13 protein-coding genes are annotated in these 15,965 nt (G+C 44.9%); 10 read left to right on the top strand and 3 right to left on the bottom strand.

From position 1 onward, the window contains the following. Nucleotides 1-7 precede the first annotated feature (7 nt). The 3 genes from CBX98_RS04905 to CBX98_RS04895 are packed head-to-tail and all read right to left on the bottom strand — an operon-like array spanning nt 8 to nt 3,943. Nucleotides 8-1,834 carry an extracellular solute-binding protein gene (locus CBX98_RS04905; RefSeq protein ID WP_109168687.1) on the bottom strand — a complete coding sequence of 609 codons (1,827 nt, stop codon included), beginning with the start codon at nt 1,832-1,834 and terminating at the stop codon, nt 8-10. A 38-nt stretch (nt 1,835-1,872) separates the two neighbouring features. Then, nucleotides 1,873-2,916, bottom strand: coding sequence for an ABC transporter permease subunit (locus CBX98_RS04900; protein WP_005394934.1), 1,044 nt, complete (start codon nt 2,914-2,916; stop codon nt 1,873-1,875). A gap of 1 nt (nt 2,917) precedes the next feature. Beyond that, the gene (locus tag CBX98_RS04895) at nt 2,918-3,943 is read right to left on the bottom strand and encodes an ABC transporter permease subunit (RefSeq protein WP_005394935.1); all 1,026 of its coding nucleotides are present in this window, start codon (nt 3,941-3,943) and stop codon (nt 2,918-2,920) included. Nucleotides 3,944-4,763: 820 nt separating this feature from the next. Here CBX98_RS04895 and CBX98_RS04885 point away from each other — a divergent pair. From CBX98_RS04885 to spoT, 10 genes are all read left to right on the top strand, one after another. After that, nucleotides 4,764-7,367 carry a TonB-dependent receptor gene (locus tag CBX98_RS04885; RefSeq protein WP_074191906.1) on the top strand — a complete coding sequence of 868 codons (2,604 nt, stop codon included), beginning with the start codon at nt 4,764-4,766 and terminating at the stop codon, nt 7,365-7,367. A gap of 72 nt (nt 7,368-7,439) precedes the next feature. Further along, nucleotides 7,440-8,204: a DUF3450 domain-containing protein gene (locus tag CBX98_RS04880; protein WP_074191905.1), complete on the top strand. Its 765-nt coding sequence runs from the start codon at nt 7,440-7,442 to the stop codon at nt 8,202-8,204. A gap of 3 nt (nt 8,205-8,207) precedes the next feature. Continuing rightward, nucleotides 8,208-9,569, top strand: a complete 1,362-nt coding sequence (locus CBX98_RS04875) for a MotA/TolQ/ExbB proton channel family protein (RefSeq protein ID WP_109168686.1) — start codon at nt 8,208-8,210, stop codon at nt 9,567-9,569. Nucleotides 9,570-9,578: 9 nt separating this feature from the next. Then, complete coding sequence (locus tag CBX98_RS04870) at nt 9,579-10,106, top strand: MotA/TolQ/ExbB proton channel family protein (protein ID WP_005379363.1); 528 nt, start codon at nt 9,579-9,581, stop codon at nt 10,104-10,106. 25 nt (nt 10,107-10,131) lie between these two features. Next, nucleotides 10,132-10,539 (top strand): biopolymer transporter ExbD, encoded by a 408-nt coding sequence (locus CBX98_RS04865; protein WP_005379359.1) that lies wholly within the window; start codon nt 10,132-10,134, stop codon nt 10,537-10,539. A 4-nt stretch (nt 10,540-10,543) separates the two neighbouring features. Then, entirely contained in the window at nt 10,544-11,176 is a 633-nt protein-coding gene (locus CBX98_RS04860; protein ID WP_005394943.1) for an energy transducer TonB, read from the top strand. A gap of 11 nt (nt 11,177-11,187) precedes the next feature. Then, the gene (locus tag CBX98_RS04855; protein ID WP_109168685.1) at nt 11,188-12,402 is read left to right on the top strand and encodes a hypothetical protein; all 1,215 of its coding nucleotides are present in this window, start codon (nt 11,188-11,190) and stop codon (nt 12,400-12,402) included. Between the two features lie 285 nt (nt 12,403-12,687). Continuing rightward, nucleotides 12,688-13,311 carry a guanylate kinase gene (gmk, locus tag CBX98_RS04850; RefSeq protein WP_005394946.1) on the top strand — a complete coding sequence of 208 codons (624 nt, stop codon included), beginning with the start codon at nt 12,688-12,690 and terminating at the stop codon, nt 13,309-13,311. A gap of 181 nt (nt 13,312-13,492) precedes the next feature. Continuing rightward, nucleotides 13,493-13,765: a DNA-directed RNA polymerase subunit omega gene (gene rpoZ / locus CBX98_RS04845; RefSeq protein WP_005379346.1), complete on the top strand. Its 273-nt coding sequence runs from the start codon at nt 13,493-13,495 to the stop codon at nt 13,763-13,765. A 39-nt stretch (nt 13,766-13,804) separates the two neighbouring features. Continuing rightward, entirely contained in the window at nt 13,805-15,925 is a 2,121-nt protein-coding gene (gene spoT, locus CBX98_RS04840) for a bifunctional GTP diphosphokinase/guanosine-3',5'-bis pyrophosphate 3'-pyrophosphohydrolase (RefSeq protein WP_005394948.1), read from the top strand. Nucleotides 15,926-15,965: the final 40 nt, after the last annotated feature.

Here is a 15,965-nt window from a genome sequence, read left to right as displayed (position 1 = left end):
CCAATCCTTACAGCTTATAAGTGTCATCTACGACAACAACAGGTTCAAAAGCTTTGCCTGACTTCATCGCTTGTTTCGTTTCTTTCTTGATATCACTATCAATCCAGTAAGTGCCATCGCCTATGATTGCACCACTGAACAGCGCCTCTGTCATGCGATTCATTGGCTTATCTGGAAACTTTAACCAGCGCCAATGACCATAGCGGACATAAGGAACCATGTAGCCTGGGACGATAACGTGAGCATCAATGATGTCACGCTGAATCTCATGACCTAGCTGGATCTTTTTATCCATATCCATGCCAAAGCGATACTCGATGATCTTTTCATCCAGTTCTGGCGTGCTGTAGTTTGTGAAAGAGTTAGTTTGCGGCTTGTTCGCATTGACTGAATGGAAGTACTCCCAATACGTTGGGATCTCAGACGTACCCATATCTAAGAAAGCCAAATCGTGCTTTTTCTCACGTACGTATTTGAACATGGATGAGCCATCAACCAACTTGAGCTCAATATCCAGCCCTGCTAGCTTGGCTTGCTCACGCAAAAAGGCAATACGAGGAGTATGAACAGGTGTTCCGTAGGTCAGCTCGAAGCTTAAGCGCTCACCTTTATCATTGACACGAATACCATCGGAACCAATTTTGTTAAAGCCTGCGGCTTCGAATGCCTCGGCCGCTTTTGCGGGGTCAAATTTCGGTGCTTTCGCGTCTGGTAGGGTGTATTTACCATGGCCATAACCCGTCGGGTTTGGCTTACGGGAGTAGTCACCACGCATGATGTTCTCAATCATGCCATCAAAATCAATTGCGTAAGTAATGCCCTTGCGAACGTTTAAATCATCCAGTAAAGGCATCGCGGTGTTCATCCATACGCCGCCCGCACCGACTGGAAATTGGTTGTAACCCCAGAACTTTTGAATGTAGCCTTTTTGGTACGGTTCTGTGTTCGATTTATCGTGCCATAGACTTGGCAGAACCAGACCAAATGCATCCAACTTACCCTTTTCAAAATGCTTCATCGCAATATCGCTATCGCGGATCACCGTGATGCGAATCTTGTCGACATTGTAGCGATTTTGGTAGTACTTATTGCTGTAACCCCACCAATCTTCGCCAACATGTTTGAAAGTCACGCTTCTACCTTTTTTGATATCATCTAGGTAGTACGCACTGGTCGTTGGTTCACTCTTAAAGTTGTAGTAACGGACAAAGTTGTCGTGAATACCATCACCATTTTCATCCTTTGAAGGGTTGGCATAAAAGTGTGCGGGACGTGGGCGTAAAGCCCCCATTCTTAGCAACAATTCTTCCGGATTGAACTCTTTCGCGGCCTTAACAGCAAACGTATAAGCGTCGTACTTAATAACATCCGCAATGGTTTTGTTGTAATAATCGTTGTACCAAGGTTCTAGGATATCCTTAGAACGATAAAACTTAAGCATGAATACAAAATCGTCGGCAGTCACAGGCTTGCCGTCCGACCATTTGGCTTCTGGATTGAGTTTGAAATAAACGGTTTTATTGTCGCCAGCTAACGCCCACTCATTAGCAAGTTCAGGGATGAACTCTAAAGTGTCTGGGTGGCGAACCACCAATCCAGGGGTTTCATCCAAGATAAAGGAACGCAACCCCGCATTGGCGTCTGGGCCAACACTACGTAACGTCTGTGGAAAACTTGACATGAAGGTGCGATAGGTCCCTCCACGTTTCGCTTCAGGCGAACCATATTGAGGCTCATCCCAGTTTGTTTGCCAGTTTAAGTCAGTCGGAAGCGTTGCTGACATTGCACCAAAACTCAGGGCGCTCAGCGTGGACGCTAAAAATAATTTCTTCATAAAACTTCCCTTTTTTATGTTTTGCTCACAATGCTCGCTTAAACATAGCGTGTGAATTTTTTCGGGTCGAAGGCTGCTCGAATGGCTTCACCAATAAAGGTCACCATTACCAACACGAGTACAATTGACGTCACCACTGAGGCAACAATCCATGGCGAGTCTAGGTTAGATTTACCTTGTTGTAGCAGCTCACCCCAACTTGGCGTTGGTGGCATAAGACCTAAACCTAGATAATCCAAAGCGGTCAGCGCAGTGATGTTTGCTGCAATAGTGAACGGTGCCAATGTCACGATCATCACCATCGTATTCGGTAGGATGTGATTAAACAAAATACGTCCCGTCGATGCCCCTAAAGCACGTGCCGCCATTACGTATTCTCGTGCCGCTTCTTTATAAGTCATGGTCCGCATGTACCATGTCATACCCATCCAGGTGAAAAGCACGTTAATAGCGACAAAGAGAGCGAACGTCGGTTGAACGATTGAGACAAGAATCATAATGACGTACAAAAACGGTACCATTGACCAGATTTCGATAAGTCGCTGTACAAACAAGTCAAATTTACCGCCCCAAAAACCCATAGCACAACCAACTGCGGTGCCGATCGCGTAGGAAATTGCCATGGTGAGCAACGCAAATCCCATTGCCGTTCTGAATCCGTAGACAAGTCGTGCCAAAATATCGCGACCTATAACATCTGTACCTAAATAATGCTTGTTTTCGGCACTAGGCGCTGTTGGCGGGAAATCACCACTAAAATCCTGTTCATATGGGTTCCATGGCACAAGCGGCAAAATAACAAAGTTGTCGCTCCCTTCGGCCTCAAACGCTTTTTGCAGTACGCGATAATCCGCTTCGCTGGATGACTCTTGGCCAAATTCACTGCCTAAACGGACATCACTGACAACAGGAAAATAGTAGCTACCATCGTACTTGACGACTAGCGCTTTACTATTAATCAGAAGTTCAGCAAAGAGCGACAAGATCAACATGATTGAGAGAATGACAAACGACCAATAGCCTCGTTTGATCTCTTTAAAGTGGCGAATTTTCTTTTGAGTTAATGGACTAACTTTAATCATGTTACGCTCCAAACTTCACACGTGGGTCGACTAAAGCAACACAAATATCTGAAATAATGTTACCAATGAGCAGCAACAGCGCATTAATGGCGACAATACCCATAACAACAGGGTAGTCACGCTCCATGATTGATTCGTAACCCAATAAGCCAATGCCATCAATATTGAAGATAACTTCAATCAGGAAGGCACCAGTCATGAAGAACAACAAAGAGTTACCAAAGTGACTCGCGATTGGGATTAAGCTGTTACGCAACGCGTGCTTACGAACCGCCTTTTTGAAAGGTAAGCCCTTCGCGATAGCTGTACGGATATAGTCTGAAGAAAGGTTTTCCATCAGGTTGTTTTTCATCGTCATTGTCAGTGTTGCAAAGTCGCCAATGAGGTAACAGATTAAAGGCAACACCGCGTGCCACATGATGTCCTTGGCGCGTTCAAAGAAAGTTTCGTAATCGTCGAAGTCATCGCCGACAAAGCCTCCCATAGGAAACCATTCCAAGTGATAACTAAATAGCGTGATGAGCAATACACCCACCACATAGCCAGGCAATGCATAGCCCACAAAGATGAGTATTGAAGAAGCGGAATCAAACACAGAGCCGTGCTTGAGCGCCTTGTAATAACCAAGAGGGATCGAGATAAAATAACTGATAAAAAAGGTCATGCCGCCATAAAATAACGACACAGGTAAACGCTCTGCAATCATGTCAGAGACAGGTTCGTAGTAACGTGTTGACTCACCAAGGTCTAGCACGACCAAGCGACTTAGCCACTCCACATACGCTTCTGTCACTGGCTTATCCAGACCGTAAAACGCATTTAGCTCAGCGATTTGATCATCAGAAAGGGCGGTATTGCCACCAGCAGACGTCATTGATGCGGCACCATCCCCTTGAGACTGCATTTGTGACAACATGCGTTCAACAGGTCCGCCCGGCACGAAACGAGTGATAGCAAAGATAAGAATAGTTATCCCGAGAAACGTTGGTATCACCAACGCCAAACGGCGTAAAAAGTACGACAGCATATACAACTTGCTCCTTGTCTACTGTCCAATTCAGGCGGAGTGAAAGAGGAAGTTCCCCGCCTAAAGTGGTGCATATTTATCTCGTAGTAACTAAAACTGTTGAAACACACTCCCTGCGTTTCAAGAACCAGACTTTTCTACTACTGCAATAATTTCAGCGTCATATTTATCTTGAATCCACATCAGCTTCAAGTGTTTGAAACCAAAACATGACAAACTTCCTCCGAAGTCGAAAAACAGAAATGTTTTTGTAAAAAATTATAAAAAACCACAAAAATAATTCACACAGAATATCAATCTAGGCTGTTTAGAGCCAAAACCCTACATAAAAATGCAAATACATGGAATAAATAGACATATCCACCACATGTATATTTGACCTAAAAATACGAGTGAGCCCTTTTACAGCAATGGGTATCATATTTTGATACCACCCTATAAGTTCGAGTCACCAAAGTATGGATTCGATATAAAACTCATCTCAGAACAATTCACTGGAAAAATATCTTTTTTCAGATTCAATTACCCACTAAAAAACCATAGGCAAGATAAGTCATTAAAGTTTATAAGAAACACAAAATACGGTGTTTTATTGAAATTTGATGTCGCCTTGGTAAGGCTATTTAGTTTTTTATTCCGCGTTTTAAACCAACCCTGGTTATTTACATCTTTTTTACATTTAAGCATCCCCGTTTACCACTGGTTTGACTTCCTTTTTTCATCTCGGTTATACATTGGCCGAACGTTAACGAAATATTAACGTCACAATTGGCCGCTATGCGGCCAGACATAGGAAATAATAATAATCGGAGCAACAAGGATGTATAAAAACACAACCGCTTTATCTGTTGCGATAAGCCTTGCGTTGGGGACAGCAGCAGTCGTAGCCCCAGCAACAGCACTGGCAGAAGAGCAACAAGTTGAAAAACTTCAAAAGATGAAAGTTACTGGTTCGCGCCTAACGCGCGCATCTATGGAAGGAAGCACACCAGTAGCTGTAATTGGCAGAGCCGAGATTGAACGCGCTGGTGATGTGTCTATTGCAGATGTATTACGCAAGTCCTCTTTCAACTCATTCGGTTCATACAGTGAGAGCTCTGGAAGCTCATGGCAAAGCCAAGCAACCGTATCTCTCCGCGGTTTAGGCGCATCACGGACATTAGTTCTGGTCAATGGCAAGCGCCTACCCGGCTCTGCAACAATGGGTGGTGGTGCTGCAAACATTAACGCAATCCCGTCAGCAATTGTAGAACGTGTAGAAGTCATGGCAGACGGTGGCTCTGCAGTATACGGTTCTGATGCAGTTGCAGGTGTTGTAAACATCATTCTAAAAGAAGAATTTGACGGTATTAATGTAACCGTTGGTTCTGGTATCCCAAGCCAAGAGGGTGGTGATGAGCAAAACGTTGCTCTCGTAATGGGCACTAGCGGAGAGAAAGGAAACATCATGTTCTCATTTGAGCATGACAGTAAAGATGAGATTTACCAACGAGATCGTGATTACCTCAGCTCAAAAAACACCGAATCAGCAAACTACTTCGATATGTCTGGCGTTAGTATCTACGGTCGTAACGTCTACCATGATGGTCAGTTAAAAGCACTAAACGGCTATAATACTGACGCATCATGTGACCCATCTAAAGGGTTTGTTGGTCTCACAAACTACCCTGGTCTTGGGGATATCTGCGGTTATGACTACACGTCAGAAGCTGCTCAAACAGCTTCTCTAGAACGAAATACTGTATTCGTAAACGGCAATATTTTCGTAACTGAAGATACTACCTTCAATGCTCAAATGCTTTTAAACCGTAACGAAAGTTTCAGTCGTTTCGCTCCAGCAGCAGGCATCTTCTCTGTAGATCCGAATACAGATGGCGGCGCAGATTTCTTTGCGGAGAATGGCTTAGATCCAACGGCAGGCCCAGCATCTGTATACTACCGTTTCAACAATGTAGGAACGCGTGACAACAACGTTAAAGACTTCCAAGCAGATTTCAAAGCAGGCCTAGATGGCACACTTTACACTGATTCTTTAGGTGATGTGATTTGGGAGACGGGGTATCACCTAAACTTCTCTAACAGTACAGAGTCAGGTACTGGCTATGTATTTGGTTCTGCAGCATCACAACTGGTTGAGTCTGGTCAGTTTGCAAACGGTGAGTTTAGTTCAGACGCGACAAGTCAACTTTCTGCTGGTACAAGCCGCGAAACTCAAATGGAAATGCACCAATTCTTTGGTGGTCTTCAATTTGATGTAGCCGAAGTTGGTGATGTGCTAATTCCTCTCTATGTCGGTGCAGAATTTACTACCTACGATTACTTCGATAAATATGACCCTCAAAGTGAGGCAGGTAATATTATTGGTAGTGCAGGTAACTCTGCTGGTGGAGATCGTGAAACATACGCTCTTTATGCTGAATCTTTGATCGCGTTTACTGACGAGCTGGAAATGAACCTAGCGGCTCGTTACGACCACTACAGCGACTTCGGGCACGAAGTATCACCAAAAGTATCTTTCCGTTACCAACCACTCGATAACTTGATGTTCCGAGCAGGCGCTGGCCTTGGCTTCCGAGCTCCGACACTATCAGATCTTTATGCTGCAGACAGCTACTCTTCAGACTTTGCGAAAGATTACACCTACTGTGCGCAAAATGGCATTTCATATGCAGATTGTCCAGAAACACAATACGATGTGACTCGAACATCAAATGAAGATCTTGATGCAGAAAAATCTGTATCATTTAACTTCGGTGTAAGTTTCTCACCAATAGAAGATCTAGATGTAACAATGGATTATTACAACATTAGTATTGATGATGTAATTACTCTGAACACACTACAAAGCATGATCGACGAAGAGCGTAGCTCTGGCAATAAAAACCCAAATATTGTTCGTGATGCTAATGATCGGATTATCGAAGCGACAGCAGGCCTTCAGAACCTTGGAACGCTTGATACATCGGGCATAGACTTGAAATTGGGATATCGCTATGACTTTAATTATGCAACTGTTAGATACGATTTCATGGGAAGCTACGTTTTAGACTTTAGCCAGCCTGAATATGTGGGTGGTCCTGTTAACAACCAAGTAGGTCGTAACGGCATGCCTGAGTACCGCTTCAATACAGGTGTTGGCTTGAGCTTCCTAGAAGATCATGACATCTATCTATCTGCAGACCACATTGCAGATCAGGCACAAGATGTTGACGATGACTACAAAAAAATCGGCCATATATCTTCACAAACCACATGGAACATTGCATATAACTACTTAGCCCCATGGGATGCTAAGTTTACTGCAGGTGTGCGTAACCTAACAGACGAAGACCCTGCTTTTGAAGCTGACGGTGTGACTTACGATGAAGAGTTATACAGCATTCAAGGCCGCGTTTACTTCTTGAAATACTCTCAAAACTTTTAATCAAAACCTTTGGCGCAGGTATCTTTCCTGCGCCCTATTCGACTGACTTTATACACTAACAAGGATGCTACTATGACGTTAAAGGAATTTGGCGTAAGTGCAGTAACTGCCGCGATTCTCACGGTAAGTGGAGCAGCGGCGGCTGCTGACTCTGGAACCGTCGTCGCCAACCAAGCAAAAGCAACGAAGTCTTCACAGGCTTCGCAACAAAAAATCGACAACTATGCCGAAAGCACCGAAGGCATGTTGGCAGAATACAAAGGCTTACTTCGTCAAATCGACAGTATGAAAGTCTACAACGAGCAAATTAACCGTATGGTTCAATCGCAGCAAGGCGAGTTGGACTCATTAAATAACCAAATTGCTCAAATCGATCAAACGGCAACAGAAGTGGTGCCACTTACATTAAAAATGATCGATGCACTCGACGAATTTGTGACTCTCGATCTGCCTTTCCAGAAAAAAGAGCGTAATAAACGTGTCCAAGAACTGCGTCGTCTCATGGATCGCGCCGACGTAACAACTTCAGAAAAATTCCGTAAAGTGATGGAAGCGTACCAAATTGAAGAAGGCTTCTCTCGCTCAATCGAATCTTACAAAGCTAGCCTAGACCGAAATGGTGAAATCGTGACTTACGATTTCCTACGTATTGGTCGCACAGCACTTCTATTCCAATCTCCAGACGGTGGTGAGACAGGTATGTGGAACCAACAAACACGTCAATGGGAAACATTACCAGAAAGCTACCGCATCGCGGTACAGCAAGGCCTTCGTATCGCGAAGAAGCAAGCGCCACCAGCGCTAATCAAACTGCCTGTATTTGCTGGGGAGGAATAAGAGATGAAAGGATTCAAAACTCTAGCCGCTGGCCTACTAGCGAGCTTATTTATGGTTTCTGGCGTACAAGCAGAAGCGCCTAAAAACTTATCTGAACTACTTAAAAACGTAAAATCAGAAAGCATCGTTGAGTCGAAAGAGAACAAAGCCCGTGAAGCTGAGTTCAAGAACAATCGCGATAAGCAAGCGGCATTATTGCAACAAGCTCGCGAAGAGTTAGCTGCGCAGCAAGCTCTGGGCGATCAACTTAAATCAACCTTTGATGAAAACGATAAGCAGCTAACTGAACTAACAGAAACCCTACGTGTTCGCTCTGGTACTTTGGGCGAAATGTTTGGTGTGGTCCGCCAGTATGCGGGAGAGTTTAAGGGCTTATTTGCAGCCTCTCAAAACGCTGTTCAGTTCCCAGAGCGTGACGCTCTACTAACGAAACTGGCTGAAAGTAAAGAACTGCCGTCAACACAAGAGCTAGAAGCTTTCTGGCATACCATTCTTCAACAAGTGGTTGCTTCTGGCGAAACTGCAACAACCCAAGCAACGGTTGTTTATGGCGAAGGTAAAGAAGCGGTTCGCGATGTCACTCTTGTCGGTGAGTTTAACGCGATTGCCGATGGTAAGTACGTCACTTATGTACCTCAAACAGGTAAGTTCGAAGAACTCTCTCGACAGCCTCGCACCAATATTACACGTCATGTTGCAGGCTTTGAGTCAGCGTCAAACAGCTATGAGCCACTGTTTATTGACCCATCCCGCGGTGTAATTTTGTCTCTACTTGTACAAAGCCCAACCGTTCAAGAACGTATTGATCAAGGTGGCATTGTAGGTTACGTCATCCTTGGTATGGGTGCAGTTGGCGCTATTATTGCTCTAATTTGCTTCCTACGCCTTCAAGTGATTGGCGGCAAAATGCGTAAGCAAGCGAAATCAGAAACCGTGATTCCTGGCAACCCATTGGGTGAAGTTATCCAAGCTTACCAAGAGCACAAAGGTGACAACCTTGAAGATCTGGAAGCGAAGCTGGACGAAATCATTCTACGTAATGCTCCAAGCATTGAGCGCTTCATCAGCTCAATCAAGCTTTTTGCTTCTGTAGCGCCTCTACTTGGTCTACTGGGTACGGTAATGGGTATGATCGGCACATTCCAAGCCATTACTCTGTTCGGTACCGGCGACCCTAAACTGATGGCTGGCGGTATTTCTGAAGCTCTTGTTACCACTATGCTAGGTCTGGTTGTCGCAATTCCATTGCTGTTCCTTTACACCATCGTACACAGCAAAGGTCGTCGTTTGGTTCAAACTCTTGAAGAACAGAGTGCAGGCTTCATCGCTCGCTATCAGGAAAAACTGCATAAAGCCGAAAGCTAAGGAGGCGTTATGTGGTGGTTAGTTGGAGAACTTGAATCAATTAGGCGCTTCTTGGGAATGGGTGGCGATGTACTCGTCGCCATCTTCATCCTCAGCTTTATGCTGTGGGCAGTATTGTTAGAACGCTGGTTCTATTTTGCTGCCGTCGCTCCAAAAGCCATGAAAAAAGCCGTTGGCTCATGGCAAGGGCGCTCAGAGCATCAAAGTTGGAACGCTAAGATGATCCGACAAGAAATCGTTTCTCGTCAGGATATTGAGAATAAAAAGGGACTACCAATCGTCAAAGTATTGATTGCACTTTGTCCCCTACTGGGTCTACTCGGCACCGTTGTCGGCATGATCCAAGTATTCGACATCTTAGCGGTAACAGGAACAGGAAGCCCTCGAGCAATGGCCTCGGGGATCTCAAAGGCAACAATCCCAACTTTAGCCGGGATGGTGGCTTCTCTATCAGGACTGTTCTTTAGTTCACGTCTTGATCATTTAGCCAAAGTCACAACGCAAAAGCTGGAAGATAAGCTAAAACATATTGCCTGAGTAAATGGAATTAGAGGTATAGGTCATGAAAAGACGCTATAGCAGTGATAGCAGTGATGAAACCGCTATCGATATGACACCGATGCTCGACATCGTATTTATCATGTTGATCTTCTTTATCGTAACAACATCGTTCGTAAAAGAAGCAGGTCTAGAAGTAAACCGTCCGACGGCAAGCTCAGCGCAAACCGTTAAGAAAGGTAACATCATGGTCGCAGTTGGTGCGGCGGGTGATGTTTGGGTTGATAAACGCCGCATCGAAGTGGACGCGGTTCGCGCGAATATTGAACGTCTTCGTGCAGAAAGTCCTGATGGCGCAGTTGTTATCCAAGCCGACACTGAAGCAAATGCTGGCGTAGTCGTGAAGGTTATGGACCAGATCAAAATGGCAGGTGTAGAAAGCATCTCCATTGCCGCAACCAATAAGGATTAAGCTTATGCGGTATCTGGCCTCAATTGCACTGGCGCTCATTGTCTCCCTCGGGTTGTTCTGGGGGATGGACAAGCTAGTAAACAAAGAGCGCCACGAGTTAGTGTCGAATGATGACCTACGTATGGTCGAGTTTATTCGCATTAAACCGGACGAAAAAATACAGGAGAAAAAACGCGAACTTCCGAAACCGCCACCACCGAAGCGTCCGCCACCACCGCCAGAAATGAAGGTAACGGCAACGGTAAAACCGGTGATGGATCAAATCCCAATGGACATGCCAAAACTTGATCTTCCAGTTAACGTAACCGGTGGTTCAGTGCTTGGACACTACACCCAAGGTGGTGGTGCTAAGTTGGCAGGTAGCGGAGGCCCAGTTCCTCTTGCGACATTCCAGCCTCAAATGCCTCGTAAAGCAGCGAGATCGGGATTAGAAAAAGGTATCGTACTCGTAGAGTTTACGGTTAACGAACGTGGTGGCGTACAAGACGTCAAAGTCTTAAAAGAATCTCCACGTAAGTTGGGCTTGGGTAAAGCGGCGAAGAAAACTGTATCAAAGTGGACTTTCAAACCAAAAATGGTTGATGGCCAAGCGGTTAGCTCTCGTCTTTCTCAGGAAATCGAGTTCTCTACGAACTAAGGAGTCGCAATATGAAAGCATATACTAAGTTGTTGGCTTCTCTGGTGTTTATCTCAGGCGCGTATGGCGCGCCTGCTTTTGCCAATACTCCTGAGTTGTCTGACAGAACATTCCGAACCGTGAACAAAGTTCAGGAACTGATTGCAACTGAAAAATACTCGGATGCTATCTCTAAGCTGAACTCTGCCTTGGGAAGTACCAAGAAAAAGAAATACGACCGCGCTGTGTTACTGCAACAGATGGGCTTTCTGTATTCTTTAAAGGACGACTACCCAAAAGCAGCGAAATACTTTGCTGAAGCACTCAAGTTAGATGCTTTACCAGTACCCGTAGCTCAACAGGTTCGTTACAGCCTTGCACAGCTTTATCTAGCAGAAGGCAAATTTAAGCAATCCGTTAATACAATGAACGAGTGGTTCAAGATTGCTGAAACAACAGAGGAAAAACCTCAAGCACATGCTTACATCACATTAGCAAGTGCTTACATTCAACTAGAAGATTACCGCAACGCAATTCCGCCAACCAAAAAGGCAATTGCAATGACGAAGAATCCTAGTGAATCTTGGTATCAACTGTTGATGTCTGCTCACTATGAATTAAAGCAATTCAAAAGTGTCGCTAGCGTGCTAAAAATTTTAACGACTAAGTATCCGCAAAATAAGCGTTACTGGACCCAGTTGTCTGGCATCTACATGGAATTAAAGCAAGAGCGCAATGCCCTTTCAACTTTAGAGATGGCCTATAAAATGGGACTTCTTGATGGTGAAAAAGAATACTTACGCCTAGTTAATTTCCAAGCTTATCAAGGGGTGCCTTTTAGAGCAGCGAAAACACTTCAAAACTTGATCGATGAAGGGCATGTAGAACGAAATGCTACAAATCTGGAAAAGTTAGGTTCGTTTTGGCAGCAAGCACAGGAGTTAGGTCACGCTATTGATGTTTACCAGCAGGCTTATAATCTTGCTCCTGCAGCAAAAACTCAAATAAAAATTGCTCGTTTAATGATTTTAGATAAGCAATATACAGAAGCGACGAAGTTTGCTCAAAACAGTGCTCCAGACGCAAAGCGCGATCAAAAGGCGGAGCTGTCTTACATTCGTGGAATGGCATATTTTGAATTAAATCAGCCAACCAACGCTCTTAAGGCAATGAAGAGTGCTGCTCAATCTCCTGATATGAAGGCGGTCGCAAGCCCTTGGATAAATTTCCTAGAATCCCAAGGATAATTTGAAGATTAAGTGTGAGTCAGTCGCACGCCTGGGGAAGTGAAAGCTTCCCCTTTTTTCGTTTGTTTGTGCGCACGCGAGCTCTTTTCAACATTTAAGTAAGACGAAAAGATCAACTGGTAACAAAATAGAGATCATGATACTCTTCGCCTCCATTTTTCTGGCGGGATTATCACCAATATCCATCCCTTTGGTGGTTGATTTATCATTGCCAGTGCTATCGTTATAAGAATGTCGGACTTTCCTTCGGCACTCAATCAATCCAATCAAAAGTGGAACAGTACAATGGGCAAAGGTACTCTCTATATCGTATCTGCACCTAGCGGCGCAGGTAAATCTAGCTTGATCTCAGCGATGTTGGAACGCAATCCAACCTACGCAATGAAAGTGTCTGTGTCTCATACCACGCGTAACATGCGACCTGGTGAAGAAAATGGTGTCCACTACCATTTTGTAGCGAAAGATGAGTTTGAAGCCCTGATCGCTAAAGGTGATTTCCTAGAATACGCTGAAGTGTTTGGTAATTATTACGGCACCTCTCGTGTGTGGATTGAAGAAACGCTAAATAAAGGTATCGACGTTTTTCTAGATATCGACTGGCAAGGCGCACGTCAAATCCGTGAGCAAATGCCTGAAGCCAAAAGCATCTTCATCCTGCCACCATCAAACGGTGAGCTAGAGCGTCGCTTGAACACTCGTGGTCAAGATAGCGATGAAGTGATCGCAAAACGTATGGCTGAAGCCAAGTCAGAAATCTCTCATTACAGCGAATACGACTACGTGATCGTAAACGACGATTTTGATACCGCTTTGATGGACTTTAAAGCCATCTTGCGTGCAGAGAGATTGAAGGAAGAAAAGCAAGCTGCTAAATATAAAGGTATGCTTGACGCGTTGTTAGCAGAGTAACTTCAAAAAAGTCACGCTGTAAAACATAAAGAATTTCTCGTTTTTTGCTCAGTGCGAAAAACACAATAAACTACCTGAGAAAGTCCACAAACGGTGGCTTGTCTAATTGCTAGTAAATAAAGTAGTTAGGTTGTATACTTTCTCGTCATTCTAAAATTTTAGTTAACTATTTGGAGTCCTCATGGCACGCGTAACTGTTCAAGACGCTGTTGAAAAAGTTGGCAACCGTTTCGACCTAGTACTGATTGCGGCTCGCCGCGCTCGTCAAATGCAAACTGGCGGTAAAGATGCACTAGTGCCAGAAGAGAACGATAAGCCAACGGTTATCGCTCTACGCGAAATCGAAGAAGGTTTAATTACTAAAGAAGTTCTAGACGCTCGTGAACGTCAAGAACAGCAAGAGCAAGAAGCGGCAGAGCTAGCGGCAGTAAGCAGCATCGCTCACAACCGTTAATTCTGACTTTAGAATTCAACAACCTCCCGGGCCTATAATTTGTATCTATTCGATAGCCTCAAAGACGTTGCCCAAGAATACCTAACAGAGCCTCAGATTGAGGCTCTGCGTCAATCTTATGTGGTAGCGAGAGATGCCCATGAAGGGCAAACCCGCTCTAGCGGTGAACCATACATCATCCACCCTGTCGCTGTGGCTCGTATCTTGGCCGAAATGCGCCTTGATATCGAAACCCTCCAAGCTGCTTTGCTACATGACGTCATTGAAGACTGTGATGTAACTAAAGAAGATCTCGAAGAGAAATTCGGCAACACTGTCGCAGAATTGGTTGATGGTGTATCTAAACTGGACAAACTCAAATTCCGCGATCGCAAAGAGGCTCAGGCTGAGAACTTTCGTAAGATGGTTCTGGCCATGGTGCAAGATATCCGCGTCATTCTGATCAAACTGGCTGACCGCACGCACAACATGCGTACGCTTGGCGCGCTTCGACCAGATAAAAAACGTCGTATTGCTCGTGAAACGTTAGAGATTTACGCGCCACTCGCTCATCGTCTTGGTATTCACAATATCAAAACCGAACTCGAAGAGCTGGGCTTTGAAGCGCTATATCCCAACCGCTACCGCGTACTAAAAGAAGTGGTAAAAGCGGCACGCGGCAATCGTAAAGAGATGATCCAACGTATTCACAGCGAAATAGAAGGCCGTCTGCAAGATTTCGGCTTGAATGCTCGCGTCGTTGGTCGTGAGAAAAACCTGTTCTCTATCTACAACAAGATGAAAACCAAAGAACAGCGCTTTCACACCATCATGGATATCTATGCGTTCCGAGTCGTTGTTGATACCGCTGATACTTGTTATCGCGTTTTAGGCCAAGTACACAGCTTGTATAAGCCACGTCCTGGTCGCATGAAAGATTACATCGCGGTACCAAAGGCGAACGGCTACCAATCGCTACACACTTCCATGGTTGGCCCACATGGCGTACCTGTTGAAGTTCAGATCCGTACTGAAGATATGGATCAAATGGCGGACAAAGGTGTCGCGGCACACTGGTCTTACAAAGACAAAGGCGACAAGTCTGGCACCACTGCGCAAGTGAAAGCTCAGCGTTGGATGCAAAGCCTGTTAGAGCTACAACAAAGCGCGGGTAACTCATTCGAATTCATTGAAAACGTAAAATCCGATCTTTTCCCAGATGAGATTTACGTCTTCACACCAAAAGGTCGTATCGTTGAATTGCCTTTAGGCGCAACGGCTGTTGACTTTGCCTATGCCGTACATACCGATGTAGGCAACTCTTGTGTTGGTGCTCGTGTTGATCGTAACCCTTACCCATTGAGTAAGGCATTGAAAAACGGTCAGACGGTGGAAATTATCAGTGCCCCTGGTGCGCGTCCGAATGCGGCATGGCTAAACTATGTCGTGACTTCTCGTGCCCGCACTAAGATTCGACAAGTACTGAAAACGATGCGTCGTGAAGAGTCGATTACTTTAGGTCGTCGCCTACTTAATCACGCACTTGGCCGCCACTCGATTGATTCAATTTATCCAGAAAATATCCAAGAAGTCTTGAATGATCTTCGCCTAGAAAGCATCGATGATTTATTGGCTGCTATTGGATTGGGTGAGTTGATGAGCATTGTGATCGCACGTCGTCTCCTTGGTGATACCGAAGAGCTCACGACAACAAGCTCAATCCCAACGGACTCGAAGAAGAAGCTTCCGATTCGCGGTGCAGAGGGCTTATTGCTGACGTTTGCAAATTGTTGTCATCCTATCCCAGATGATCACATTATTGCTCACGTATCGCCTGGTCGTGGTTTGGTTGTTCACCGAGAAACATGTCCGAACGTTCGTGGTTATCAGAAAGAGCCAGACCGTTATATGGCTGTTGCTTGGTCTGACGACTACGACAAAGAGTTTATTGCTGAACTTAAAGTCGACATGCTGAACAACCAAGGTGCTCTTGCAGAACTGACCAACGTGATCTCGAAAACAGGATCAAACATTCATGGTCTTTCGACGGAAGAGCGTGATGGTCGTTTATACACTGTGACTGTGCTGTTGACGACGAAAGATCGTGTCCACCTTGCTGGTATCATGCGTAAGATTAAGGCAATGCCTCAAGCAACCCGAGTCAGACGCAGAAAGAACTAACCTCTATCGCCACCTACTCTGTTAGGTGGCGATTTTTTAT

The sequence above is a fragment of the Vibrio sp. T9 genome (assembly GCF_003123985.1).
In the GTDB taxonomy this organism is placed as follows: Bacteria; Pseudomonadota; Gammaproteobacteria; order Enterobacterales; family Vibrionaceae; genus Vibrio; species Vibrio diabolicus.
This window is presented reverse-complemented; position numbering and strand designations above follow the sequence as displayed.

What these genes read in the sequence shown, in the direction of transcription:
- rpoZ (WP_005379346.1), top strand. Translation starts at nt 13,493, where the DNA reads ATGGCACGCGTAACTGTTCAAGACGCTGTTGAAAAAGTTGGCAACCGT.
- CBX98_RS04895 (WP_005394935.1), bottom strand. Translation starts at nt 3,943, where the DNA reads ATGCTGTCGTACTTTTTACGCCGTTTGGCGTTGGTGATACCAACGTTT.
- CBX98_RS04905 (WP_109168687.1), bottom strand. Translation starts at nt 1,834, where the DNA reads ATGAAGAAATTATTTTTAGCGTCCACGCTGAGCGCCCTGAGTTTTGGT.
- CBX98_RS04885 (WP_074191906.1), top strand. Translation starts at nt 4,764, where the DNA reads ATGTATAAAAACACAACCGCTTTATCTGTTGCGATAAGCCTTGCGTTG.
- CBX98_RS04880 (WP_074191905.1), top strand. Translation starts at nt 7,440, where the DNA reads ATGACGTTAAAGGAATTTGGCGTAAGTGCAGTAACTGCCGCGATTCTC.
- CBX98_RS04870 (WP_005379363.1), top strand. Translation starts at nt 9,579, where the DNA reads ATGTGGTGGTTAGTTGGAGAACTTGAATCAATTAGGCGCTTCTTGGGA.
- CBX98_RS04865 (WP_005379359.1), top strand. Translation starts at nt 10,132, where the DNA reads ATGAAAAGACGCTATAGCAGTGATAGCAGTGATGAAACCGCTATCGAT.
- CBX98_RS04900 (WP_005394934.1), bottom strand. Translation starts at nt 2,916, where the DNA reads ATGATTAAAGTTAGTCCATTAACTCAAAAGAAAATTCGCCACTTTAAA.
- CBX98_RS04860 (WP_005394943.1), top strand. Translation starts at nt 10,544, where the DNA reads ATGCGGTATCTGGCCTCAATTGCACTGGCGCTCATTGTCTCCCTCGGG.
- gmk (WP_005394946.1), top strand. Translation starts at nt 12,688, where the DNA reads ATGGGCAAAGGTACTCTCTATATCGTATCTGCACCTAGCGGCGCAGGT.
- CBX98_RS04855 (WP_109168685.1), top strand. Translation starts at nt 11,188, where the DNA reads ATGAAAGCATATACTAAGTTGTTGGCTTCTCTGGTGTTTATCTCAGGC.
- CBX98_RS04875 (WP_109168686.1), top strand. Translation starts at nt 8,208, where the DNA reads ATGAAAGGATTCAAAACTCTAGCCGCTGGCCTACTAGCGAGCTTATTT.